The following is a 22,232-nucleotide window of genomic DNA, read 5'->3' as shown; positions in this document are numbered from 1 at the left end:
GATAGCCCGTTCCGCTCATGTGCCGAAAGGTTTTGTCGGACAATATGTAGTGCTTGAAAATTTTCACTACAAAACCGTTGACGAGGCGAATTTGCCCTTGCATGATGCAGGCGTCTCCCCGATCGGGAGACGTGGCAAAGGTGTTATGAGCAAGCTCGTCTGACCGCCGAGCTGTTAACCCGGATGTGTACTGCCCACAAGGCAGATTGATGAAACTGACCTGGCATGAACGTCCAGTACAAAGGGCGGGAAGCTGGCGAAAACTCCTCAAGATGCTTGTGGCCGAAACTGAAAACTTCGGCAGCTTGATCCAGGTTTACGCTGCTTCTCTTCGTTGTGACGCTATTGCGTAGCAGTTAATCAAGACGACTACACGCATCAGGCTCTGGGCCTTATCTGTATCCGACAGACACCCTCTGTCGCCCTGTTTCCGGTATCAGGGTTCAACTTACCGATGTAGCGATATCAATTAGCGACTCAACTAGATAGATCGAAATGGTCAAGGGGCTTACAAATGAATCTGAACAATCAACCTACTATTGATGAACTGTCTCATCTGTTCGCGGCACAGAAAGACAGCCATGACAGCCACATCCTTTGGATTGCCAAGTCTGGCCAGGTCCATATCGACTGCCTGTCGCCCCACGCCCATGAAGAAGAGTTCGACAAGAACAACCAGGACCTGCTGGCCCGCCTGAAAATGTACCGCCGTGGCCAGGGCTACGTCGGCAAGAAGGCCGCCGCCGACAGGGACTTCATCGGACGGGTATTCGATACCCTGAAGAATGAATGGCAATCGCTGCAGAACAAGTCGGAAGTTCGGGTGATTGACCGGTTCTGCTAAGTGCAACTTGTCGTTGTCGCTAACCGTTGATCCATTAAATAAAAAGGGACGCTCCAATAAGAGCGTCCCTTTTTTATTGCAACTTGCCAGATAGTTGGACGACGCGGTGTTTCTGCTAAACCGCGTTATCCTTGGCGGCAGACTTACTTGACCTGACGCTGCGGCGCCTTGTGCACCATGGTGTAGGCGTAATCCACGCCCATGCCGTAGGCGCCGCTGTGCTCGCGCACCAGGTCCATCACCGCGTCGTAGGTGTCCTTGTGCGCCCAGTCGCGCTGGAATTCGAGCAGCACTTGCTGCCAGGTCACCGGCACCGCGCCGGCCTGGATCATGCGCTGCACCGACATGTCGTGGGCTTCCTGGGTGGTGCCGCCGGATGCGTCGGTGACGATGTACACCTCGTAGCCTTCGGCCAGGGCTTCCAGGGCCGGGAAGTTCAGGCAGACCTCGGTCCACAGCGCGGCCATGATCAGCTTCTTGCGCCCGGTGGCCTTGACTGCTTCCACCAGTTTCTTGTCTTCCCAGGAGTTCATCGAGGTGCGCTCGATCGGCTGGTGGTCGGGGAACACGCTGAGCAGTTCCGGCCAGATGTAGCCGCTGAAGCTCTCGGTTTCCACCGAGGTGAAGATGGTCGGCACGTTGAAGATCTTCGCCGCCTTGGCCAGGCCCACGGTGTTGTTCTTCAGGGTCTGGCGGTCGATCGACTGCACGCCGAAGGACATCTGCGGCTGGTGGTCGATCAGGATCAGGGCGGAGTTGGTTGGGTTGAGCAGTTCACGGATAGACATGGCGCGTTCCTTTTGCTGTCGATAGCTAAGTGGGTTAAAGCGTTGAGTTGCACAATTCGGGAGCTCGGCGCGGGTTCCGCTGCGGGAGGCTGTGCGGCCGGCTTGGTGGCTAATTTAGGGGTTGGAATAAAAAGCAACAATTCCCTAAAATCGAGAATCATTGATTCCAAAAAAGGGACAGTCATGGATCGCATCGAATGCATGCGCGCGTTTGTCGTCACGGTCGACGCCAACGGCTTCGCCGCCGCGGCCCGGGCCATGGACGTGCCGCGCTCGAAAGTCAGCAAACAGATCCAGGCGCTGGAGGAAGCCATCGGCGTTCAGCTGCTGCATCGCACTACCCGCAGCCTGCATCTGACCGAAGCCGGCGCCGAGTACTACGAGTCGGCGCGGGAAGTCCTGGCCGCCGTGGACGAGGCCGAACAACGGGCCCGGGACGGCATCGGCGAATTGCGCGGGGTGCTGCGGGTCAACGCGCCGATGTCCTTCGGCCTGCGTCGTCTCGGGCCGCTGGTGCCGCTGTTTCATGAGCAGCACCCGAACATCGAATTGCAGCTGGTGCTCAGCGACCAGCAAGTGGACCCGGTGCGCGGCGGCTTCGATGTGACCATTCGCATCGCCAGCCTGGCCGACTCGTCGATGGTCGCCAAGCTGCTGGCCCCGGCGCCGCGGATCATGGTGGCCTCGCCGGATTACCTGAAGCGCGCCGGTACCCCGCAGACGCCCCGCGACCTGACCGCCCACCAGTGCCTGAACTACGGCTACCTGCAAAGCGGGGTCAGCCTGCAATTGAGCAACGGCAAGGACACCCAGCGCGTCCACGTCACCGGCCCGCTGCACGCCAACAACGGCGACCTGCTGGCCCAGGCCGCCGAGGCCGGCATGGGCATCGCCCTGCTGCCCGACTTCATCGTCGCCGACGCCCTGGCCGCCGGCCGCCTGGTGCCGGTGCTGTGCGAATGGCAGGCTCCGCCGATCAGCATCCACGCGGTGTACCCGTCCGCCCGGCGCGTGCCGCAGAAGACCCGGGCCTTTATCGAGTTCCTGGTCGCCCAACTGGCGGAGAAACCGCCTGTGCATCCGTAGGTGATCCAGGCGAGATGGGGTGTCAGATACACCGCCTCGCGGGCAAGCCTCGCTCCTACAGAAGCCGGGAACACCATGGCGTCCCTGTAGCCGCTGCCGAGCCCGCGAGGCTGCGATCGGCACCGCAGGGGCCGCAAAACCAGGCACCGCGTTCCTACAGGCAAACCGCATGCGCAGGTTTTGCGAGGACTTCGTCCTCGAGCGCAGCCTCGCGCTGCTCGGCAGCGGCTACAGACATGCGTGAACACCCCCTCTTCTGTAGGAGCCAGGCTTGCCGGCGATGCAGGCGACGCGGTGCCGCGGGCGACCTGGGCTGTCTCGACGATGGACCTACACTGAAGGCATACACCTCGGCATTCGTGAGGGGCCATCATGCGTAACTCTCCCCAACTCGCGGCGCTCAGCCTGATCGCTACCCTCGCCTACCTCGGCCTGGCCATCCTCGGCATGGGCGGACCGGTGGCGTTTTTCTCCCACCCGGCGTTGTGGGTCATTACCCTGTCCCTGCTGGCCATGGCCTTTGTTGCCCAGTTCAGCGAAGGCAACCTGAGCCCCGGCAAACAGGAAGACCGGGAAAACCGCTGGGTCCTCGTCGCCTTCGGCATCCTCGGGCTGTTGCTGGCCTTTCTTCCCGCCTATACCGACCGCCTGGACTTCTGGACCTTTGGTAGCACCGATGTGCGCTGGTTCGGCGTGGTGTTCTTTATCGGCGGCGGCATATTGCGGCTGTGGCCGGTGTTCGTGCTGGGCAAGCGCTTCAGTGGCCTGGTGGCGATCCAGCCCGGCCATCAGCTGGTGACCACCGGCATCTACGGCACCCTGCGCAACCCGAGTTACCTGGGGCTGCTGATCAATTGCGTGGGCTGGGCCCTGGCCTTCCGCTCCGGGGTCGGCCTGCTGCTGACCGCCTTGATGCTGATCCCGCTGATTGCCCGCATCCACGCCGAAGAAGCCTTGCTGCGCAAAGAATTCGGCAAGCAATACGACACCTACTGCGCCTACACCTGGCGCCTGGTGCCGTGGGTTTACTGAGGATTTTTTCCGTCGGGCTGCCGGGGGCGGTGTTAAATATTTTGTGACGCGCCCCTTGGCAGCGAGGACCAGTCCCGGTAAAACAGTGAACCTCACTTGCACGAAATGTCCGTGAATTCTTGACGAGATCCGCCGGCCGATGAACGCCTTGTGTTGCCGCCCGCCCTGCCAGCCCCGCGCTGCTGCCTCGTGCAGCCGCCTCGGCATCGGCATTGGAACGGCAACAACGCAACGCACCCACGGCGATCTCCACGGCAACCCCGGGGCCCGGCGATGAAACTGCTGGTCAACCTGCCCATGGCCCTGTGCCGCTCCCGCCTGCGTCATTCCTCGCGCCCTCCGGACCTCTCGCTTTCGCTCTGAACGCGCGCCTTTGCGCGTCGAGCCTTGCCGCCTTGCTATCTGCCATTGCAACCGGGCCCTGCCAGCGCCGCTGCATGAACCGAACCTGCGCGCCGCCATGGCGCAAGCGAGAGAACCATGAAATTTGCAGCCCTTGACGAGGCCCGTAGCTTCCTGGCCGCCAACCCCGATATCGACATGATCGAGCTGTTCATCCTCGACGCCAACGGCGTGCCGCGCGGCAAGCTGTTGCACCGCGAGGAACTGCTGGCGGTCTATGAAAGCGGCCGGCCGCTGCCCAGCACCATCCTCGGCCTGACCCTGCAGGGCGACGACGTGGAAAACTCCGGGCTGGTCTGGGACGTCGGCGATATCGACTGCCGCGCCTACCCCCTGGCCGGCAGCCTGGTGCGCCTGCCGTGGCGGCAGATCCCCACCGCCGCGGTGCAGGTCAGCATGCACCCGCAGGAAGGCCTGCCGGCCAGCATCGCCGACCCGCGCCACCTGCTGATCAAGGTCATCGACCAACTCAAGGCCGAGGGGTATTACCCGGTGATGGCCTGCGAGCTGGAGTTCTACCTGCTGGATGCCAAGCGCGACAGCAACGGCCGCCCGCAACCGGCGCTGGACGCCGACGGCGGCCGGCCACGGCACACCCAGGTCTATGGCCTGCGCGAGCTGGAGCAGATCGAACCCTTCCTCGCCGACCTCTACGCCGCCTGCAAACTGCAAGGTATCCCGGCGCGCACGGCGATCTCCGAATACGCCCCGGGCCAGGTGGAAATCACCCTGGAACACGGCGACGCCCTGGAGGCCATGGACCAGGCGGTGCGCTACAAGCGCCTGGTCAAGGCCGTGGCCCACCGGCACGGAATGCAGGCAACCTTCATGGCCAAGCCCTTCGATGACCTGGCGGGCACCGGCATGCACATGCATGTGAGCATCGCCGACGCCGAGGGCCACAACCTGTTCGCCGCCGAAGACCCGGCCGGCACCCCGCTGCTGCGCCAGGCGGTGGGCGGCATGCTCGCGTCGCTGCTCGACTCGCTGCTGCTGTTCTGCCCCAACGCCAACTCCTACCGCCGCTTCCAGGCCAACAGCTACGCGCCGCTGGCGCCGACCTGGGGCGTCGACAACCGCACCGTGAGCCTGCGGGTGCCGGGCGGTCCGGCCAACAGCCGGCATATCGAGCACCGCATCTGCGGCGCCGACGCCAACCCCTACCTGGCCGCCGCGGCGATCCTCGCCGGGATCCATCGCGGCCTGCGCGAACAACTCGATCCGGGCGATCCGGTGCAAGGCAACGGCTATGCCCAGGCCAGCGAACTGCTGCCCACCGACTGGCTGACCTCGCTGACCGCCCTGGAAAATTCCACCTGGGCCCGCGACGCCCTGGGCAGCGAATTCCTCGGGGTCTACCTGGCGGTCAAGCGCGCCGAATACCGCCAGTTCATGGCCGAAGTCGGCGAGCAGGACTGGCGCTGGTACCTGACCCAGGCGTGACGCGCTGGCCGGCGTCACGGCGCCGGCCCGGCCCCAATAAAAATTCGAGAACAGCCCATGACAGCCGCATTCAACCAAGTCACACCGGCAGCCGAACGCTGCCCTTCGTATTACAGCGCCACCCTGAATCAGGAAACCCATTACCCGCCCCTGCAAGGCACCCATCAGGTCGACGTGGTGATCATCGGCGGCGGTTTCACCGGCGTCGCCAGCGCCGTGGAACTGGCGGAAAAAGGCCTGAAAGTGGCCATCGTCGAGAGCCACAAGATCGGCTGGGGCGCCACCGGGCGCAACGGCGGCCAGGTCACCGGCAGCCTGTCCGGCGACGAGGCCATGCGCAAGCAGATGCGCCGCACCCTGGGCGACGAAGTCGACGATTTCATCTGGCAGTTGCGTTGGCGCGGGCACCGGATCATCCGCCAGCGCGTGGACAAATACGCCATCGCCTGCGACCTCAAGCACGGCCACCTGCACGCTGCCTACAAGCCCAGCCACCTCGCCGGCCTGCGCGCCGACTACGAAGAAGCGGTGCGCCGCGGCATGGGCGACGAGGTCAGCCTGCTGGACAAGCAACAGCTGCGCGAGGTGCTGGAAAGCCAGCTGTACCACGGCGCGATCAAGAACACCCGCAACCTGCACCTGCATCCGCTGAACCTGTGCATTGGCGAAGCCCGCGCCGCCGAGAGCCTCGGCGCGCTGATCTTCGAACACAGCGAGGTGCTGCGGATCGTCCACGGCGAGCGCCCGGCGGTGATCACCGCCCAGGGCCGCATCGACGCCAAGCAGGTGCTGCTGGCCGGCGACGTGTATCACAAGCTGGAGCCGAAACAGCTCAAGGGCAAGATCTTCCCGGCCATGGGCGGCATCGTCACCACCGCGCCCCTGGGCGACCTGGCCAAGCGCCTCAACCCCCAGGACCTGGCGGTCTACGACTGCCGCTTCGTGCTCGACTATTACCGCATGACCGCCGACGGCCGCCTGCTGTTCGGCGGCGGCGCCAACTACAGCGGCAAGGATTCGCGGGACATCGCCGGCGAACTGCGCCCCTGCATCGAACGCACCTTCCCGGCGCTCAAGGGCGTGGCCATCGACTTCCAGTGGAGCTGCGCCATGGGCATCGTGATCAACCGCATCCCGCAGTTGGGCAAGCTCTCGGACAACGTCTGGTATTGCCAGGGCTACTCCGGGCACGGCATCGCCACCAGCCACATCATGGGCGAGATCATGGCCCAGGCCATCACCGGGCACCTCGAGCACTACGACACCTTCGCCGCCTGCCAGCACATCCGCGTACCCTTCGGCGACCAGCTGGGCAACCCGATGCTGGCGGCGGGCATGTGGTACTACCAGATGCTCGAACGGTTGCGTTGAGGTGAATGCAAGCATCGCCGGACGGGCCCGACGCGCTGCTGTAGCCTATGGCAGCAGCGGCGCGAATCCATGAATGGATGGCCGCGTGGGTGACATCAAGGAGAAGGCAAATGGTGCAAGCGGGCATCGACGAGACACAAACCATCGGCTCGAGGATCTGGACCTGGTATGGCCAGGACGAGTACCGAAAAATCATCCTGGTCGGCGAACTGGGGCCAGCCCTGGAATTCCTGGCCCTGGATGCAGGTCGGCAGCGAACGGAGATCGGTTGCTGCGCCGAGTGTAATCTGTGGTCCGACCATCTCGATTATCTCGCGCACTTTGTGCAGCGTTTCCCTGCGCACCTGGCGCCGCACTTGCACCAGCGGCTGCAAACCCTGTTAAGCGCCTGTGAAGCCCTGAGCCCGCAAGCCTATGGAATGACCCTCGAAGACAATGGCTTTGAACACCCACAGTGGGCGCCGCTGCGCCTGGGCGCCCAAGAGGCCCTGGAGCTGCTGGGCTGGCCAGAAGTGCAGGAACATATGCCCGAGCTGACCGAAGAGTGCCGGGCGGCACTGAAGAAGTGGCCGGATTGACGGCCTTGCGCTTGCCGGCGAAGACGACCTTGCGAACCTCTTCGCTGGCGAGTCGACTCCTACAGCCATAGAGGAGTCAGGCTGGGGTGCGCGGCAAGGCGCGTTTGTGGGCGGTGCGGTGGTAGGCGGTTTCGATCAGATGGCGCACGGCATCGGACACCGGCTCGCCCATCAGGTAGGCGTCGATCTCGGCGTAGCTGCAGCCATAAGCCGTTTCGTCCAGCTTGCCCGGCGCCAGTTCTTCAAGGTCCGCCGTGGGGGCCTTGTGCACCAGGTGCCCGGGAGCGCCAAGCGCCTCGGCCAGCGCGCGCACCTGGGTCTTGGTCAGGCCCGACAGCGGAGCCAGGTCGCAGGCACCGTCGCCGTATTTGGTGAAAAACCCCATCAGGGCCTCGGCCCCGTGGTCGGTCCCCACCACCAGGCCGTTGCTGAAGTTGGCGACCGCATACTGGGCCAGCATCCGCGCCCGCGCCTTGACGTTGCTCTTGGCGAAGTCGGTCAGTTCGGCCGACGGCCGCAAGCCATCGATCCGCACCTGGTTCATCAGACCGTCGACACTCTCGGCAATGTTGCAGGTACTGACCGAGTCCGGGCAGATAAAGTCCAGGGAGGCCTGGGCATCGCTTTCGTCTGCCTGGCTTTTATAGGGCAGGCGCATGGCGATAAACCGGGTGTCGTGCCCTGCCCCGCGCATCTGCTCCACCGCCAGCTGGCACAGGCGGCCGGCGGTCAAGGAATCGACGCCACCGCTGATGCCCAGCACCAGGGCCTGGCCGCCGGACTCGCGCAACACCTGCTGGATGAAAGCCACGCGCCGGACGATTTCCGCGGCTTCGTCTCCACGCGCCAGTTGCCGATCGATGCCCAGCTCCCGGGCAATTCGTTCTTGGGTTTGGCTGCTCATATCAGGCCTCCAGGGGCGAGTTACTGAGGTTGACGTTGAACACCTGCGCCGCGTACCTGAGGAACGACGGGTCTTCGCAGACGTTCTTGATCGGGTCATCGGAGAACTTCACCACCGGTTCGCCATGCACTCGCACCAGCTTCATCACAATGCTCAGCGGCTCGACGTCTTCGACATCGCAGGCCAGGCTGGTGCCCATGCCGAAACCGAACCGGGCCTGGCCACGCACGTGACGCAGGATCGGCAGGCATTTCTCGAAGTTCAGGCCGTCGGAGAACATCAGGTCCTTGGTCCGTGGATCGATGCCCAGTTCCCGGTAGCGCGCCAGGACCTTGTCGGCCCAGGCAATCGGGTCCCCGGAATCCTGGCGCAGGCCGTCGTAGAGCTTGGCGAAGTACAGGTCGAAGTCCTTGAGGAAGAAGTCCGTGCTGATGCAGTCGGTCAGGGCAATGCCCAGGCGTCCGCGGTATTCGCGCACCCAGTTTTCCAGCGCCGTGTTCTGACTCTCCCGCAGCCGTCCCAGTTGCTGGTGCACCATCAGCCACTGGTGGGCCATGGTGCCGATCAGCGGCAGGTCGAACTCGTAGGCCAGGTGGGCGTTGCTGGTGCCGACGAAGACCCCGGGGAAGTCGCTGCGCATGATCTTCACCACCTCGCGCTGGGCCTTGAACGACAGACGCCGACGCGTAGAGAAGTCCGAGACCCGCAGTTCGGCGAGTTCTTCGCGGCTGGCGTTTTTCTCCAGCCATTCGAATTTCTGATAGAGCCGGCGGGTGACGTCCGCAAGCTCCACCTCCGGATACCTGTCGCGGTTGCGCAACTCACTGACCATGGCCAGCACCGGCTGTTCGAACATGATGCAGTGCAGCATCGGGCCGCGGACGCGGATGCTCAGTTGGCCATCGACCGCCGCCACGTGGATGTAGCGCAGGTTGAAACGGAACAGGCCGAGAAACTGCTCGAAGTCCGGGGTCAGGTACTCGCGAAAACGCTTGTTGAACAGAAAGCGCTGTTCGCCTTCGCGCATCTGCAGGCTGGCGAGCTTTTCCAGTTCCTGGCGGATCTCCGGGATCAGATGCACCAGGGACTCTCTGGAGCGGACAATGAACTGGTATTCCACATCGGCATTGGGGTGCTGGTGCAGCACCGCCTGCATCATGGTGAAGGTGTAGTAGTCGGTGTCCAGCAGGCTCTGGATCACGCCATTGTTACGGTCAAATGCACTTTCCATGGTGACTCCTCAGGCACTGGCCAATCTGGCGGTTTCTTCGCGGGTCGCGGCCACCGCGATACCCGCTTGTTGCATCTCGTCGATCGCCTGGGTGGCGCCCTCTGCACTGATGGCGCGGCATGCCGGCAGATGGATGATCACCTTGAAGCCGGCGGCGGCCAGTTGCAGGGCGGTGGTCTTGACGCAGAAATCCAGGGCCAGGCCGCCGACGATGACCCGTTGCACACCCTGGCTGTCGAGGTATTCGATGACCCCGGTGGACAGCTTGCCGTGCAGGTCGTGGTAGCAGGCGCCGTAGGGGTGCAGGTCCGGCTCCACACCCTTCCACACGAAGTAGTCGTAGTCATAGGGCGTCGGTAATTCGTCCAGCAGGGCGAACCCTTCGGTGCCCGGTACGCAGTGGCTGACCCAAGTCAGGTCGGCATGCTCCAGGCCGGTGGGCTGGAGCATCTGCCCGGGCTCGGCCACCACCCAGGGGGCCTGGGGGCTGTGGGCGTCCTTGCTGCCGATGCGCAGGCTGGCCAGGGTCGCCATGAAATTCAGCTCGCCACCGATACGGTCGCCCTCGGCCACGGGCAGTTCGTCCGGGCACAGCGGGGTAAAGCTCTTTTGTGCATCGACATCGAAGGAAGCGGTCTTCATCGTTTGGCTGTTCATGCTGGTTTTCTCCTTTGCATGGAGCTAAAAGTACATGTCATGTACTTTAAAGGCAATCCCCTTTGACTCCGTTTTTTATTTCATCGATCCGAATCAAACAATATAAATAGCACATGACATGCCGATTCCCTGCGCACACAAGCAATGATAAGGTACACGTCATGTACCAATAAGGAGATGCAGATGTTTGAACTGGCCCTCTATGGCGGTGCCTTCAACCCGCCCCACGCCGGTCACGCCCGGGTCATGCTCGAAGCCGCCCGCCACGCCCGGCGCGTGCTGGTAGTCCCCAGCTTTCGCCATCCGGACGGCAAGCGCATGGCCGACTTCGAGCAACGGGTGAACTGGTTGCAGGCCATCACCCGGCACCTGCAACCCGAGTGCTCCGCCGAACTGGCAGTGAGCCGCCTGGAGCAGCGACTGGGCCTGGCCGATCCCGCCCCGGTCTACAGTTACACCCTGCTGCAACGGCTGGCGGACGACCTGGCTCTGGACGGCAAGCGCATTGCCTTGGTGGTGGGTGAGGACGTGGCGCGCCAGTTGCCCGGGTTCCATCGCGTCGAGGAGCTGCTGCAGCGCTTCTCCATCCTGCGGATCGAAGAACAACCGGGGGTGCGCAGCAGCGTGTTGCGCCAGTGCCTGGCCCGCGGCGAAACACCGCCAAGCCAATGGCTGGCACCGGGCATGAATCCGCTAAACTACGGCCTCTACGCCGTCCACGGAAGTTGATATGCCCGACCGCCCTCTCTCCCCCAGCGCCTACCTGCACACCATCGACCTGTGCCTGCTGCGCTATAACCGCGAACGCTCCGAGCTGGAAATCCTCCTCCATCAACGCGACGGCGAGCCCTTCGCCGGGCACTGGGCCCTGCCGGGCATCGTGGTCAACGGCGATGTCGAGGACCGCAGCCTGCATGATGCGGTGCAGCGGCTGCGGCGCTCCAGCAAGGTGGACATGCCCCTGGCCTGGCTGGAGCAGGTGGGCACGGTCGGCGACGCCTTTCGCGACCCGCGCTGCTGGTCGTCCTCGACCTTCTACCTGGGGATCGTCAGCGAGCCGGTGGAACCCGGCCCGCAGCAGGGTTTCTTTACCCTCGGCGACGTGGCCAGCGGCAGCTTCAAGCTGCCCTTCGACCACAACAGCCTGGTGGCCCAGGTGCACGAGCGGCTGTTTTCCAAATCCCTGTACAGCAGCCTGCCGTTGATGTTTCTCGGCAGCGAATTCAGCGCCCCCGAAGCGGTGAACATCTTCTCCCTGGTGCTGCAACGGCCAGTGCTCAAGACCAGCATCCGCCAGCGCCTGTTGAAGATGAGCGAAGCCGGTTACCTGCGCGAAACCGGACGCAAGAAAAGCGGCGACGGCGGCCGGCCGCAAGCCACAGTGGAAAATCTCAAGCCCGCCGAGCTGTACCTGTTCGATCGCTGTTTTCTGGAGTGATACCCCCCATGAGTTCCATCGCCGACAACCACCAGTGCCTGCTGGAAACCCCGTATTTCAAGGTGGTCCGTGAACAGGGCTACTTCATCATCAAGGAACCCCGGGCGGTGAACGGCGTGGTGGCCGTGCCGACCCTGGCCGATGGCCGGCTGATGCTGGTCAACCTCAAGCGGCGGGCCATCGGCGGCCAGTCCATCGAGTTTCCCCGCGGCGCCATCGATGCCGGGGAAAGTGCCGTTGACGCCGCGGCCCGCGAATTGCTGGAGGAAACCGGCTGGCAGGCGTCGCAGGTTCGCGAACTGGGCCTGCTGCACAGCAACACGTCGCTGATCGCCAGCGCGGTGGCGGTGTGTCAGGTACAGATTGCCGAGCAACAGGCCGCCGCCACCGATGGTGAAGTGGACCATCTGCTGTGGGTCAGTCGCCAGGAATTGATGACGCTGATTGCCACCGGCCAGATCACCGACGGCCACACCCTGTCGGCGGCGATGATGCTGCTGGCCAGCGAGTCGGCCTAACGCCAGCCAGCCCTGCTGCCGGTCCTCCGGCACCAGGGCATCGGACATCAAATCCTCCTCTCACGCTCTTGCGCTGCTGCCCCGCGCGGGCACAACCCCCGCCCGACCCTATGCATCCCGGAATCTGTTCTAGGCTTGGACCTCTGGCGACTATTGATATAGAGCCATCGAGCAAGTGGAAACACATGGAAATGACTTTCAAGGAGAAACCCCATGTCTGCGATTCCTTCCAGAACCAACCGCTCTCCCCTGCGCATGAACAAGGACGTCACCGCGCTGATTCCGGACTTCCCCTTTCACTACGCCGACTTTCTGCAGAAAGCGCAGGGCAGCCCCCTGGGCCATGTCGCCCCGGAGAACTACGGGAAACAGGTGCTGATCGTCGGTGCCGGCGTCGCCGGCCTGGTCGCCGCCTATGAGGCCATGCGCATGGGCCTGCACCCGGTGGTGGTCGAAGCCTCGGAGCGCATCGGCGGGCGGCTCTACTCCAAGGTCCAGGGCGACCCCGAAAACCCAGGCGACCAGGTGCTCTGTGAACTGGGCGCGATGCGTTTTCCGGTGTCCGGCAAGGCGCTGTTCCACTACTTCCGAAAAGTCGGCATGAGCGAAAACTCGGCGGACTTTCCCAACCCGGGCACCGCCGCGGCGATCAGCACCGTGGTCGATTACCGCGGGGAAAAAACCTATTACGAAGTGGACGGCAACCCGGACTTTCCAAAACCACCGGAATACACCGACCTGGAAAACCAGTTCTTCGATAAATTCCTGGAAACCTACGATTTCACCGCCATGGAAAAGGCCATGACCGAAGGCTCCATCAGTCAACAGACGATCAAGAAGCTGTGGAACGCCATCGTCAACCCCACGACCGGCACCAGCGGCGACGATGTCAGCTTCTACGCCGCGCTCCTGGAAAACTCCGGCTGGAGCAAGGCCGATATCGACCTGTTCGGCCAGATCGGCTTCGGCACCGGCGGCTGGAACACCGACTACCCGAACAGCATCCTTGAACTGCTGCGCGTGCTGTACACCGGCCTGGATGCCGACCACCAACTGATGTTCGACGGCTCTTCCAGCCTGCCGCAACGGCTCTGGTCGAAGACCCCGCAAGAGCTGGGCGACACGATGAAGCATTGGCCCGCGGAAACCACGGTCGAAACCCTGGCCCGCGAGGTATTCCCCGACCCGTTCCACCAGGAGGTGCGACACATCGAGCGCCAGCGGGACGGCTCCTTCCTCGTTTCCATTACCGACACCCGCAACCAAAAAACCCAGCAACGCTACTTCCCCAGCGTCATCTACACCCCGCATGTGCGGATCCTCGACAAACTGCGCTACTCGGGGAACCCACGAAGCCTTCCCGCCATGAACAGCCTGCTGCCCATCGATACCTGGGAAGCCATCATGTACACCCACTACATGCAGTCGGCGAAGATTTTCGCCGCCACCCGGCGCCCGTTCTGGAACGACCCGGTGGCAGAGGGCGAGCAACGCAAGATGAGCATCACCCTGTCCGACCGGCTGACCCGCGGCACCTACCTGGTGGACTACTCGGCCAGCAAGGGCGACTACAAAGGCAGCGGGATCTTCCTGTCCTACACCTGGAACGACGATGCCCTGAAGTTCCTCGGCGACCGCCCCGCGCCGCTGCCGCAGCATGTCGACCTGTGCACCAACCTGCTGGACAACCTCTACCCGCAGATCAACCTCAACGAGCAATACAGCACGGTCGATGCGTTCGTGGAGCACAACTGGGAGGATCAGCCGCTGTACCTGGGCGCCTTCAAGATGAACCTGCCGGGGCAGTACGAGTATCAGCGGCGGATCTTTTCCCAGTTCATGAGCGACGTCGGCACGGACAATCCCGACCGCTTCATCCTGGCCGGCGATGACGTGTCCTGGACCGCTGGCTGGGCCGAAGGCGCGGTCACCACCGCGATCAACGCGGTGAACAAGCTGGCGGTGTGTTTTGGCAGCGGCAGCCTGCCGGGCAACCCGGGGCCGGTGGAATCCTGGGACAAACTGAAGCCTGTCGAACGGGCTTGACCGAGCCTGCATGAACCCGACCCCGTCGCTGCCAGACCGGCACGACGGGGTCTTTGCTTGATCGCGCGGCCGATCAGCGCCCCCACTTCTCCAACGCGAATTCGACGAAGCTGCGCAGCTTGGGCAGGCGGTAACGGTCCTGGGCGTACAGCAGGTGCATCGCCCGCAAGGGCAATTGATAGTCCTGCAACACAGGCACCAGCCGCCCCTGTTGCAGGTCCTCCTCCACCAGGGCATCGGGCATCATCACCACCCCCAGGCCACCCCGCGCCGCGCGGTGCAGGCCGGACGAAGTGTTGGTCAGCAGCGAACCGGACACCGGGATCAGCACGTCCCCCTCGGGCCCGCTCAGCGGCCACTGGGTGGCGGTGGAGCTCCACTCGTCACCGGCCGGATAGGCGAACGCCAGGCAATTGTGGTGCTGCAGATCCTCCGGGACTTGCGGCGTGCCACAGCGCTCCAGGTAATCCGGCGCGGCGCAGATGGTCAGGGTGTAGTCCTCCAGGGGCCGGGCGATCAGCGACGTGGTGTCCAGGTTGCCCAGGCGAAAAGCCACGTCGAAGGCACCATCGATCAAATCGAAGCGCTGGTTGGCCAGGGTCAGTTCCACCTTGACCTGCGGGCAGCGCTGCTGGAATTCGCTCAACGCCGGCGCCAGGCGCTCGGTGCCGAAGGTCAGCGGCGCGGTGATGCGCAGGGTGCCGGACGGCTCGCCCTGGACCTGTTCCGCCATGCGCTCGGAGTCCGCCACCAGCCCCAGCACCGCCAGGCAACGCTGGTAATACTCGGCACCGAACTCGGTCAGGCGCTGGCGCCTTGTGGTGCGGTTGAGCAGGCTGACCCCGAGGCGCTGCTCCAACGCCCGCAGGTGATTGCCGACCATGGTGGTGGACAGGCCGCACTCACGGGCGGCAGCGGTCATGTTCCCCGCCTCCACCACCTTCACGTACACCGTCATCGCCTGGAACAGATCCATTATCAACCCTGACTTGAAGATGATTAAAGAATTGACGAGTTTATCTAGCCAGGGTGGCTAACGATACTGCCAGCACACCCCACTCGATGGAGCGACCCGTCATGACCGCCACCTGCCTGATGAGCACCTATCAACCCCTGCCCCTGAGCTTCACCCACGGCCTGGGCACCCGCCTCTGGGACCAGGCGGGCCGCGAATACCTGGATGCGGTGGCCGGCGTGGCGGTGACGGGTATCGGCCATTCCCATCCCAAACTGGTCAGCGTCATCCGCGAACAGGCCGGCCTGCTGCTGCACACCTCCAACCTGTACAGCATCGATTGGCAACAGCGGCTGGCGCAGCGGCTGACCCTGCTGGCCGGCATGGACCGGGCGTTCTTCAACAACTCCGGCGCCGAAGCCAACGAGACCGCGCTGAAGCTGGCGCGGCTGCACGGCTGGCACAAAGGCATCGAGCGGCCGCTGGTCATTGTCATGGAGAACGCCTTTCACGGCCGTACCCTGGGCACCCTGGCGGCCAGCGACGGACCGGCGGTGCGCCTGGGCCTGAACTCGCTGCCCGGGGATTTCCTCAAGCTGCCCTTCGGCGACCTGGCCGCCCTGGAGCGAGCCGCGCAAGCCCACGGCCCGCGTATCGCCGCGGTGCTGATGGAGCCGATCCAGGGCGAAAGCGGTATCCGCCTGGCCCCGCCCGGCTACCTGAAGGCCGTGCGCGAGCTGTGCAGCCGGCGCAACTGGCTGCTGATGCTCGACGAGATCCAGACCGGCATCGGCCGCACCGGCCAGTGGTTCGCCTGCCAGCACGAGGGTGTGGTCCCGGATGTGATGACCCTGGCCAAGGGCCTGGGCAACGGTATCCCCATCGGCGCCTGCCTGGCCCGGGGCAAGGCCGCGCAGCTGTTCACCCCCGGCAGCCATGGCAGCACCTTCGGCGGCAACCCGCTGGCCTGTCGGGTGGCCTGCACCGTGCTGGAGATCATCGAGGAACAAGGCCTGCTGGCCAACGCCAGGCGCCAGGGCGAGCACCTGTTGCAACGCTTGCGGGTGGAGCTGGCGGATCACCCGCAGGTCCTGCAGGTGCGCGGCCTGGGGCTGATGATCGGCATCGAGCTCAAAGCCCCGCAGCGCGAGCTGGCGCTACGGGCGGCGCAGGATCACGGACTGCTGATCAACGTGACCCGCGGTACCACCATCCGCCTGCTGCCAGCGCTGATCATCGATGAACGGGAAGTCGAGATGATCGTGCGCGGGGTCAGCCGGACACTGCAAAGCACTGAAGGTGATGGCGGTGCAGCAAAAGAGGCAGAAATGCTGGCAGTGTCGTGACCGATGCCTGATGGTCAGCTGAACTCAGGCGAGGTGAGTTAGAACGCTATCGCGAGCAAGCTTGCGCCTACAGGAGCCCGTATGTTTCTGCAGGAGCCAGCTTGCTCGCGATGCGCTATCAGGAAACGGTGATGGCCAGACTCAGTCGTCCAGCGGCTTGGGTGGTGCCGCAGGCTTGCCCGATTTGGCGGCCTTGCCGGCGTGGGCTGCCTTGACTTCCGAGACCGGCGCTAACGTCGGCGCAACGGCTTCCTTTTCCGCCGCCGGCAGTTGGTCGATGGTGCTGAAGACTTCCTTGAGTTCGATGGCCCCGGAATGCTCGAGCTTCTTCTCGCCGTCCTTGCCCACCAGGATCACCTTGGTCTGCGCCCCGGCGCCGAGCTTCAGGCTGCGGATCAGCGCCATGGTCGATTGCGGGTCCAGGTCCTTGCCGTCGCGCTGGCCGATGGTGTTGATCACCGTGTAGAGCACCATGTTGCGTTCGCTGAAGGCCTGGCGGTTGGCCGGCTCCTCGAGGGACTTCTTCAGCGCCACCAGGGTCGGGTCCACGGTGCTGGGAGCGATGACGATCAGTGGGCGCGCCTTGCCCTGATCCTGGGCCAGAGGGCCTTCGTTGTCGGCCGCCATTGCGGGGCCGGCGACAGCGAGCAGCGTTGCGAGGGTCAATGACCGAATGAACATGCGTCTCTCCTTTGGGTATCCACGTCCTAATGATTGCGCATCAGGGGAAAAGGTCCAGACCCGGACTCAAATTCTGACATTTTATTGAGCCTTTCCCCTGGTTCGAGGCGTTGCAACAAGCGCTGCGTACTCTCGTCTTTGCCGCTACAGATCGACGCTCCCATAAACGCCAGTGATAACTGAACCCTCTTGTTCGGCATGGTCGACCCGCCTTGGCGCCCATGACAACCGGCATGGCCTATGCCGTTCTGGCATGGGCCCATACGAATTCGTCATCATTTTCGCCGCGGCGGCGTGATAGCCTTCATGGCGGCCATAACAAGAGCGCCCGCCTGGCTTTTTCCATCCGGTGCGGCATCACCCGCCGTTTCATACCTGCTTGCTTCGTCTTCATCTGCCCAGGTTTTCGCAGCGAACCTTTGACACAGGCGCGCTGGACAACCGATTGCATTTTTGACTCGACGCTATCGTCGGCATCTCTTTTACCTCCTTCCGGGAGTTCGTATGTCCAGGCTGTCTCATCAAGATTTACGCCGTAGTTTTCGCGAGTTGATCGCTTCAGACTCCTGCTTCCACACTGCCTCCGTCTTCGACCCGATGTCGGCGCGGATCGCCGCCGACCTGGGTTTCGAAGTGGGCATTCTTGGCGGCTCCGTCGCCTCGCTGCAGGTGCTGGCCGCGCCTGACTTCGCCCTGATCACCCTGAGCGAATTCGCCGAGCAGGCCACCCGCATCGGCCGCGTCGCCCAGCTGCCGGTGATCGCCGACGCCGACCATGGCTACGGCAACGCCCTCAACGTGATGCGCACCGTGGTCGAACTGGAGCGCGCCGGCGTCGCCGCCCTGACCATCGAAGACACCCTGCTGCCGGCCCAGTTCGGGCGCAAGTCCACCGACCTGATCTCGGTCGCCGAAGGCGTGGGCAAGATCCGCGCGGCCCTGGAAGCGCGGGTCGACCCGGAACTGGCGATCATCGCCCGGACCAACGCGGCCATCCTGCCGATCCAGGAAATCATCAGCCGCACCCAGCAATACGAGCGTGCCGGCGCCGACGGCATCTGCATGGTCGGGATCAAGGATTTCGAGCAACTGGAGCAGATCTCCGAGCACCTGTCGGTCCCCTTGATGCTGGTGACCTACGGCAACCCGGCGCTGCGCGACGATGCGCGCCTGGCGCAACTGGGCGCGAAGATCATCGTCGACGGCCACGCGGCGTACTTCGCGGCGATCAAGGCCACCTACGACTGCCTGCGCGAACAGCGGCAGATCTTCACCCAGGCCTCGGACCTCAGCGCCACCGAGCTGGCCCACACCTACACCCAGCCCGAGGAGTACATCGTCTGGGCCAAAGAGTTCATGAGCGTCAAAGAGTGAGCCGCTAGCTCACCCTCCCTTGCGATCACCGAGGACCCGAGGTCCTGGGTGGTCGAAAGCCGCTTCGCTCCTCATCTCGCCAGCGCCCCGCCCAGTTACCTATTCCCCGCCTTGTTCAACGCCTGGTCGACACTGTCGAGGATCTGACCGATGGTCCAGGGTTTGCGGATGAACGACACCGGATAGCGGATGCCGGAACTCTGCGGCGTCTCATAACCGGACATCACCAGCACCGGCATCTCCGGCCAGCACTCGCGCACCCGGTTGGCCAGGCCCGCGCCGTTCAAGGTGCCCGGCATATTGATATCGGTCAGCAGCAGACGCACCTGGTCCGGGTGGCTTTCCAGGAACTGCAGCGCCTCATCCGCGCGGAGCATGGCCTGGGTGGCGAAGCCCTCGTCCTGCAGGATCTCGCAGAGAAACTCCAGGATCATCGGCTCGTCCTCGACCACTAACAGCAGGCGACAAGGCTGGCCTGGATTGACAGATGAAACCGGGCTCATGTGGATGCCGCTCCCTGACTACGTACACAACCCTGGCGCGATTACGCCATTTAGAGTTATGAGCAGCGCCTGGCCGATAAATTCACTCGGCCTGCCGAGGTGCTGGGCAAGACCGTGCACGCACCGTCGGTTGCGCCGACGGCAGCGGGATCACCGCCAGGGGCGCCTCGCTCCCACACCTGCCCCAAAGCCGCTCTGCGCACCCGCCAAGAGCCCCGCTAGCCACCCTCGGTGACATCGATCACCCTGACGTCCATCTTCCCTGAGTTGTTCCGGTAGAAGCCGGGCACGTCGTTGGCGCAGAACTGCAGGCGCCCCGGTGGCAGGTCCGACCAGACGCCGTCGCCGCGCCCGAGCAGGCGCCAGGGCGACTTGCCCTTCGGGCCCCTGGTCCGCACCAGCAGCGCCATCCAGGCCGCCTCGGGCAAGCGCTTGGCCCAGCCGAAGCCCTCGCGGATGCCGCCCGGGTGCGCCACGCCCTCGGGCCCGGTCGGTGGGTCCGTGGCATCGGCCCACTGGCCTTCCACCAGGAAACGGTAGCGATGCCCAACTTCGATTTCGAAGTCACTGGTAACACAGGACTGGTCGGCCGGCACCTCGATGGGGCGGATCGGCGAAGGAATGCTCATGGTTGCCTCCGGCCAATGCTGCTGGCCAGGTCCAGCTGGCGCCGCCGTTGCGCCCGCTCGGCGATGGGTTGCGACAACACCAGGGCTTGCCGCGCTCCGCCTTGCCCGAGGATCCGCGCCAGGGTCGCGCGAACCGTGGTTTCGTCGTTGTCGAAATCGCCGTGGTGACGGGCCCCGGAGGCATTCTGACTGCCCATCGGCAAGTCGTTGGGCGCGCGTACCCAATCGGCGTTCGGGGCATTGGAGAACAGCTGCGCCAGATCGCTTTCGCCGGTGACGAACCGCTCCATGCCGAGGATCGGCTCACCGTCGGGTCGAATCAACGGTATGCGTACCTTGTCCTCGAAGGCATCGGAGACCAGGTACAGCAAGGACTTGTTGTAGATATGCGCGCAATGGTCGTCACGTTCGGCCTGGTCGGTCAGGGTGAACAGGCCGAACTTCTGGATGCGCTTGTCGCGAATCGGCGCCAAATAAGTCTCGCGAAACAGCTTGACGGTGCAGGCCGGCGCCCACAGGTGGCAACTGGCGATCTTCACCTCCAGCCCCTTCAACTGGCTGCGCGCCATCGGCCCGCCGTTCATCTCACCCTTGGATACCAGGTACTGCACCATCGGCGCCAGCAGGATGCTGCCCGCGCTGTGCCCGACGATGTGGATCTCCACCCCCTGGGCAGCCAGGCGCGCCAGGGCCCTGGCCACCACCCGCGCCCCGCCGTTGGCATTGACCATGGCACGCAGGCCGTTTTCCTTCATTTCGTCCCACTCGGCCTTGCCGGTCAGCAGCCGGGCAATGGGCTCCAGCGCATCGTCCAGGCGGTCGAGCATGAAGTCCTTGGTCGCGTCCAGCACCCCTTCGGAGCGCCGGCGCCGGGCAGCATCGGCTAGCATGTTGCCCAGGGTGCTCCAGTAATCGGTCTTCCAGATGAACGCCAGCGGATAACACTCGGCCTGCAACATGGCCGCGCGGTAGCCGGCCACGGTTTCGATGGCCCCGGCCTGCGCCACCAGGCCGCCGTGGGCATACACCACGATGCGTTTTTTCGCCCAGCCGGCGGTGATGCGCGGGAAGTCCACGGCGAATATTTCCTCGACGCTGGCCGCGGTGGTCGCCAGGTCGCCACGCGGGTCGAAGGCGCCGTCGTTGCCCAGGCTGATGACATGCGGGCGAATCTCCCGCAGAGTCTCGCTGGACGAAGCCGCCGCCACCGCCTTGGCCTGCGATGCCGCCTGCAGCGACACGCGCAGGGTGATCGGCGCGCCGAGCCGAGCGACCCAGGCATCCGCGCCGTTGGCCAGCCAGTCGTCGTAGCGCAGGTGGGCAAACCCCTCGTACCCCCACGTCTCGCCCCAGGAGTTCTGAATCCAGAAACCGTCCTGGTCATAGGCGACGATCGCGAAGGCATGGCCGCCGAGAATGTTCGCCGAGGGCTGGATATGGCCATCCCCACCGACCGCATGCCAGCCCTCGTGCACGTTGGCGCTGGCGTACAGCACACCGACTTCGGCAATCGCCGCGTGCATGGCGACGATGTCGGTATGGTTGACCCGGAAGTACGCCCCCAGCGGGCGCAGCGCCGACTCCTCGGCCAGCACCTGGGTCAGGGTCGTGGCCTGGTTGTTGGCCTGCCACCGCGGTGCCGGGCACACCCCGTGCTTGTACCAGCCCTTCATCGCCCCGCGACAACTGGAACCTTCGTCCACCTCGCCGGCCCATTCGTCATAACGACGGGCCAGGTCGTACAACATGTGCGGGCTGACGAACGTGGCGTCGGACTGATAGCGACGGGTGCGCAGCAGGTAATGCGCCACCGTCGCCAGGCCATAACCGGTGCAGGCGTTTTCCTGGCCCTGGTCGAGTACCGGCACCCTGGTCTTGCGGTAGTCGCTGAGTTCGCGGCGTACCGGGACTTCCACCAGGGTCGGGATATACATGGTGTCGCGAAAATCCAGGCCGTCCGGTCGCACGTTCAGGACCCGCACAGGGGCCGTGGCGGCCTTGCGGCGGGCGATCTTCTTGCCAGCCCTGGCGGCCGTTGCGGCAGTTTTTTTCGTGGTTTTTTTCTCGGCTTTTTTGGCTGTAGCCGCAGCCTTGCCCTTTTTGACCGCGGACCGGTCGGATGCAGATGCCATGCTCACGCGCTCCCGATGTCGTGACGAGACTGGCACTGCCGGCGCCTGGTTGCGCTCCCCAGCCCTATGGGTGACTGGGCTGAGCATAGCCAAGGGCGATGCACGCCGCTTTCGCTTCGGACCACCAGCTGTGAGAAAGTAGCGTGGCGGACGCGCCGCACGTTCCGGTGGCCGTTTGCCTTCGCGTGGTGAAGCCCGGGAGAATGTTTTCCCGGCGTCCCGCCCGCCGCTCACTATTCTTAAGCCATGGGCCCGCATGGGCCGGTGGTCTCGC

The 22,232-nt window shown here is 64.2% G+C and carries 21 protein-coding genes; 12 read left to right on the top strand and 9 right to left on the bottom strand.

All coding sequences use genetic code 11. The annotated features are described in order from the left end of the window. Positions 1-514 precede the first annotated feature (514 nt). Positions 515-844, top strand: a complete 330-nt coding sequence (locus BMY68_RS04030; protein WP_009043285.1) for a hypothetical protein — start codon at positions 515-517, stop codon at positions 842-844. Between the two features lie 143 nt (positions 845-987). Here the strand turns inward: BMY68_RS04030 and BMY68_RS04025 are convergent, their stop codons facing one another. Further along, positions 988-1,632 (bottom strand): hydrolase, encoded by a 645-nt coding sequence (locus BMY68_RS04025; RefSeq protein ID WP_092160408.1) that lies wholly within the window; start codon positions 1,630-1,632, stop codon positions 988-990. A 183-nt stretch (positions 1,633-1,815) separates the two neighbouring features. Here BMY68_RS04025 and BMY68_RS04020 point away from each other — a divergent pair, with 183 nt between their 5' ends. The 5 genes from BMY68_RS04020 to BMY68_RS04000 all read left to right on the top strand — a co-directional run bounded on the left by BMY68_RS04020 (position 1,816) and on the right by BMY68_RS04000 (position 7,544). Beyond that, entirely contained in the window at positions 1,816-2,718 is a 903-nt protein-coding gene (locus BMY68_RS04020; RefSeq protein ID WP_085530488.1) for a LysR family transcriptional regulator, read from the top strand. 372 nt (positions 2,719-3,090) lie between these two features. Then, entirely contained in the window at positions 3,091-3,750 is a 660-nt protein-coding gene (locus tag BMY68_RS04015) for a methyltransferase family protein (RefSeq protein ID WP_009043282.1), read from the top strand. Between the two features lie 480 nt (positions 3,751-4,230). Beyond that, entirely contained in the window at positions 4,231-5,595 is a 1,365-nt protein-coding gene (locus BMY68_RS04010) for a glutamine synthetase family protein (protein ID WP_062825419.1), read from the top strand. Between the two features lie 57 nt (positions 5,596-5,652). Beyond that, on the top strand, positions 5,653-6,966 hold the full coding sequence (locus BMY68_RS04005) for an NAD(P)/FAD-dependent oxidoreductase (RefSeq protein ID WP_085530487.1): 1,314 nt from the start codon (positions 5,653-5,655) through the stop codon (positions 6,964-6,966). A gap of 110 nt (positions 6,967-7,076) precedes the next feature. After that, entirely contained in the window at positions 7,077-7,544 is a 468-nt protein-coding gene (locus tag BMY68_RS04000; RefSeq protein WP_085530486.1) for a hypothetical protein, read from the top strand. A 76-nt stretch (positions 7,545-7,620) separates the two neighbouring features. On the opposite strand, the gene nadE is transcribed toward BMY68_RS04000, so the two are convergent. The 3 genes from nadE to BMY68_RS03985 are packed head-to-tail and all read right to left on the bottom strand — an operon-like array spanning position 7,621 to position 10,336. Then, positions 7,621-8,448 carry an ammonia-dependent NAD(+) synthetase gene (gene nadE / locus BMY68_RS03995; RefSeq protein ID WP_085530485.1) on the bottom strand — a complete coding sequence of 276 codons (828 nt, stop codon included), beginning with the start codon at positions 8,446-8,448 and terminating at the stop codon, positions 7,621-7,623. Between the two features lies 1 nt (position 8,449). Then, on the bottom strand, positions 8,450-9,679 hold the full coding sequence (gene pncB, locus BMY68_RS03990; protein ID WP_085530484.1) for a nicotinate phosphoribosyltransferase: 1,230 nt from the start codon (positions 9,677-9,679) through the stop codon (positions 8,450-8,452). Positions 9,680-9,688: 9 nt separating this feature from the next. Beyond that, the gene (locus BMY68_RS03985; RefSeq protein WP_085530483.1) at positions 9,689-10,336 is read right to left on the bottom strand and encodes a nicotinamidase; all 648 of its coding nucleotides are present in this window, start codon (positions 10,334-10,336) and stop codon (positions 9,689-9,691) included. A 183-nt stretch (positions 10,337-10,519) separates the two neighbouring features. Here BMY68_RS03985 and BMY68_RS03980 point away from each other — a divergent pair, with 183 nt between their 5' ends. The 4 genes from BMY68_RS03980 (at position 10,520) to BMY68_RS03965 (ending at position 14,338) form a co-directional block, all read left to right on the top strand. Continuing rightward, positions 10,520-11,065 carry an adenylyltransferase/cytidyltransferase family protein gene (locus BMY68_RS03980; RefSeq protein ID WP_085530482.1) on the top strand — a complete coding sequence of 182 codons (546 nt, stop codon included), beginning with the start codon at positions 10,520-10,522 and terminating at the stop codon, positions 11,063-11,065. 1 nt (position 11,066) lies between these two features. Continuing rightward, the gene (locus BMY68_RS03975; RefSeq protein ID WP_085530481.1) at positions 11,067-11,774 is read left to right on the top strand and encodes an NUDIX hydrolase; all 708 of its coding nucleotides are present in this window, start codon (positions 11,067-11,069) and stop codon (positions 11,772-11,774) included. A gap of 8 nt (positions 11,775-11,782) precedes the next feature. Next, the gene (locus BMY68_RS03970) at positions 11,783-12,292 is read left to right on the top strand and encodes an NUDIX hydrolase (protein ID WP_085530480.1); all 510 of its coding nucleotides are present in this window, start codon (positions 11,783-11,785) and stop codon (positions 12,290-12,292) included. A 213-nt stretch (positions 12,293-12,505) separates the two neighbouring features. After that, a complete protein-coding gene (locus tag BMY68_RS03965) occupies positions 12,506-14,338 on the top strand; it encodes a flavin monoamine oxidase family protein (RefSeq protein WP_085530479.1) in 1,833 nt (610 codons plus the stop codon). Positions 14,339-14,411: 73 nt separating this feature from the next. Here the strand turns inward: BMY68_RS03965 and BMY68_RS03960 are convergent, their stop codons facing one another. After that, a complete protein-coding gene (locus BMY68_RS03960; RefSeq protein WP_085530478.1) occupies positions 14,412-15,314 on the bottom strand; it encodes a LysR family transcriptional regulator in 903 nt (300 codons plus the stop codon). 101 nt (positions 15,315-15,415) lie between these two features. Between BMY68_RS03960 and BMY68_RS03955 the strand changes: the two genes are divergently transcribed. Continuing rightward, the gene (locus BMY68_RS03955; protein ID WP_085530477.1) at positions 15,416-16,639 is read left to right on the top strand and encodes an aspartate aminotransferase family protein; all 1,224 of its coding nucleotides are present in this window, start codon (positions 15,416-15,418) and stop codon (positions 16,637-16,639) included. A 141-nt stretch (positions 16,640-16,780) separates the two neighbouring features. Here the strand turns inward: BMY68_RS03955 and BMY68_RS03950 are convergent, their stop codons facing one another. Beyond that, on the bottom strand, positions 16,781-17,320 hold the full coding sequence (locus tag BMY68_RS03950) for a DUF4174 domain-containing protein (RefSeq protein WP_085530476.1): 540 nt from the start codon (positions 17,318-17,320) through the stop codon (positions 16,781-16,783). Between the two features lie 504 nt (positions 17,321-17,824). On the opposite strand from BMY68_RS03950, the gene BMY68_RS03945 reads away from it, so the two are divergent. After that, entirely contained in the window at positions 17,825-18,694 is an 870-nt protein-coding gene (locus BMY68_RS03945; RefSeq protein ID WP_009043268.1) for an isocitrate lyase/PEP mutase family protein, read from the top strand. A 95-nt stretch (positions 18,695-18,789) separates the two neighbouring features. Here BMY68_RS03945 and BMY68_RS03940 read toward each other — a convergent pair whose 3' ends face one another. From BMY68_RS03940 to BMY68_RS03930, 3 genes are all read right to left on the bottom strand, one after another. Then, positions 18,790-19,197, bottom strand: coding sequence for a response regulator (locus BMY68_RS03940; protein WP_085530475.1), 408 nt, complete (start codon positions 19,195-19,197; stop codon positions 18,790-18,792). 218 nt (positions 19,198-19,415) lie between these two features. Further along, positions 19,416-19,826 carry a hypothetical protein gene (locus BMY68_RS03935; protein WP_085530474.1) on the bottom strand — a complete coding sequence of 137 codons (411 nt, stop codon included), beginning with the start codon at positions 19,824-19,826 and terminating at the stop codon, positions 19,416-19,418. Further along, a complete protein-coding gene (locus tag BMY68_RS03930; RefSeq protein WP_175534805.1) occupies positions 19,823-21,958 on the bottom strand; it encodes a C1 family peptidase in 2,136 nt (711 codons plus the stop codon). The genes BMY68_RS03935 and BMY68_RS03930 overlap by 4 nt, the downstream gene beginning before the upstream one ends. Between the last annotated feature and the right edge of the window lie 274 nt (positions 21,959-22,232).

The sequence above is a fragment of the Pseudomonas sp. NFACC41-3 genome (assembly GCF_900109505.1).
Lineage (GTDB): Bacteria > Pseudomonadota > Gammaproteobacteria > Pseudomonadales > Pseudomonadaceae > Aquipseudomonas > Aquipseudomonas chlororaphis.
Note: the sequence above shows the minus strand (reverse complement) of the source record. Positions and strands in the feature narration are given on the sequence as shown.

Excerpts from the sequence above, each read along its gene's own strand:
- BMY68_RS04030 (WP_009043285.1), top strand. The coding sequence starts at position 515 with ATGAATCTGAACAATCAACCTACTATTGATGAACTGTCTCATCTGTTC.
- BMY68_RS04025 (WP_092160408.1), bottom strand. The coding sequence starts at position 1,632 with ATGTCTATCCGTGAACTGCTCAACCCAACCAACTCCGCCCTGATCCTG.
- BMY68_RS04020 (WP_085530488.1), top strand. The coding sequence starts at position 1,816 with ATGGATCGCATCGAATGCATGCGCGCGTTTGTCGTCACGGTCGACGCC.
- BMY68_RS04015 (WP_009043282.1), top strand. The coding sequence starts at position 3,091 with ATGCGTAACTCTCCCCAACTCGCGGCGCTCAGCCTGATCGCTACCCTC.
- BMY68_RS04010 (WP_062825419.1), top strand. The coding sequence starts at position 4,231 with ATGAAATTTGCAGCCCTTGACGAGGCCCGTAGCTTCCTGGCCGCCAAC.
- BMY68_RS04005 (WP_085530487.1), top strand. The coding sequence starts at position 5,653 with ATGACAGCCGCATTCAACCAAGTCACACCGGCAGCCGAACGCTGCCCT.
- BMY68_RS04000 (WP_085530486.1), top strand. The coding sequence starts at position 7,077 with ATGGTGCAAGCGGGCATCGACGAGACACAAACCATCGGCTCGAGGATC.
- nadE (WP_085530485.1), bottom strand. The coding sequence starts at position 8,448 with ATGAGCAGCCAAACCCAAGAACGAATTGCCCGGGAGCTGGGCATCGAT.
- pncB (WP_085530484.1), bottom strand. The coding sequence starts at position 9,679 with ATGGAAAGTGCATTTGACCGTAACAATGGCGTGATCCAGAGCCTGCTG.
- BMY68_RS03985 (WP_085530483.1), bottom strand. The coding sequence starts at position 10,336 with ATGAACAGCCAAACGATGAAGACCGCTTCCTTCGATGTCGATGCACAA.
- BMY68_RS03980 (WP_085530482.1), top strand. The coding sequence starts at position 10,520 with ATGTTTGAACTGGCCCTCTATGGCGGTGCCTTCAACCCGCCCCACGCC.
- BMY68_RS03975 (WP_085530481.1), top strand. The coding sequence starts at position 11,067 with ATGCCCGACCGCCCTCTCTCCCCCAGCGCCTACCTGCACACCATCGAC.
- BMY68_RS03970 (WP_085530480.1), top strand. The coding sequence starts at position 11,783 with ATGAGTTCCATCGCCGACAACCACCAGTGCCTGCTGGAAACCCCGTAT.
- BMY68_RS03965 (WP_085530479.1), top strand. The coding sequence starts at position 12,506 with ATGTCTGCGATTCCTTCCAGAACCAACCGCTCTCCCCTGCGCATGAAC.
- BMY68_RS03960 (WP_085530478.1), bottom strand. The coding sequence starts at position 15,314 with ATGGATCTGTTCCAGGCGATGACGGTGTACGTGAAGGTGGTGGAGGCG.
- BMY68_RS03955 (WP_085530477.1), top strand. The coding sequence starts at position 15,416 with ATGACCGCCACCTGCCTGATGAGCACCTATCAACCCCTGCCCCTGAGC.
- BMY68_RS03950 (WP_085530476.1), bottom strand. The coding sequence starts at position 17,320 with ATGTTCATTCGGTCATTGACCCTCGCAACGCTGCTCGCTGTCGCCGGC.
- BMY68_RS03945 (WP_009043268.1), top strand. The coding sequence starts at position 17,825 with ATGTCCAGGCTGTCTCATCAAGATTTACGCCGTAGTTTTCGCGAGTTG.
- BMY68_RS03940 (WP_085530475.1), bottom strand. The coding sequence starts at position 19,197 with ATGAGCCCGGTTTCATCTGTCAATCCAGGCCAGCCTTGTCGCCTGCTG.
- BMY68_RS03935 (WP_085530474.1), bottom strand. The coding sequence starts at position 19,826 with ATGAGCATTCCTTCGCCGATCCGCCCCATCGAGGTGCCGGCCGACCAG.
- BMY68_RS03930 (WP_175534805.1), bottom strand. The coding sequence starts at position 21,958 with ATGGCATCTGCATCCGACCGGTCCGCGGTCAAAAAGGGCAAGGCTGCG.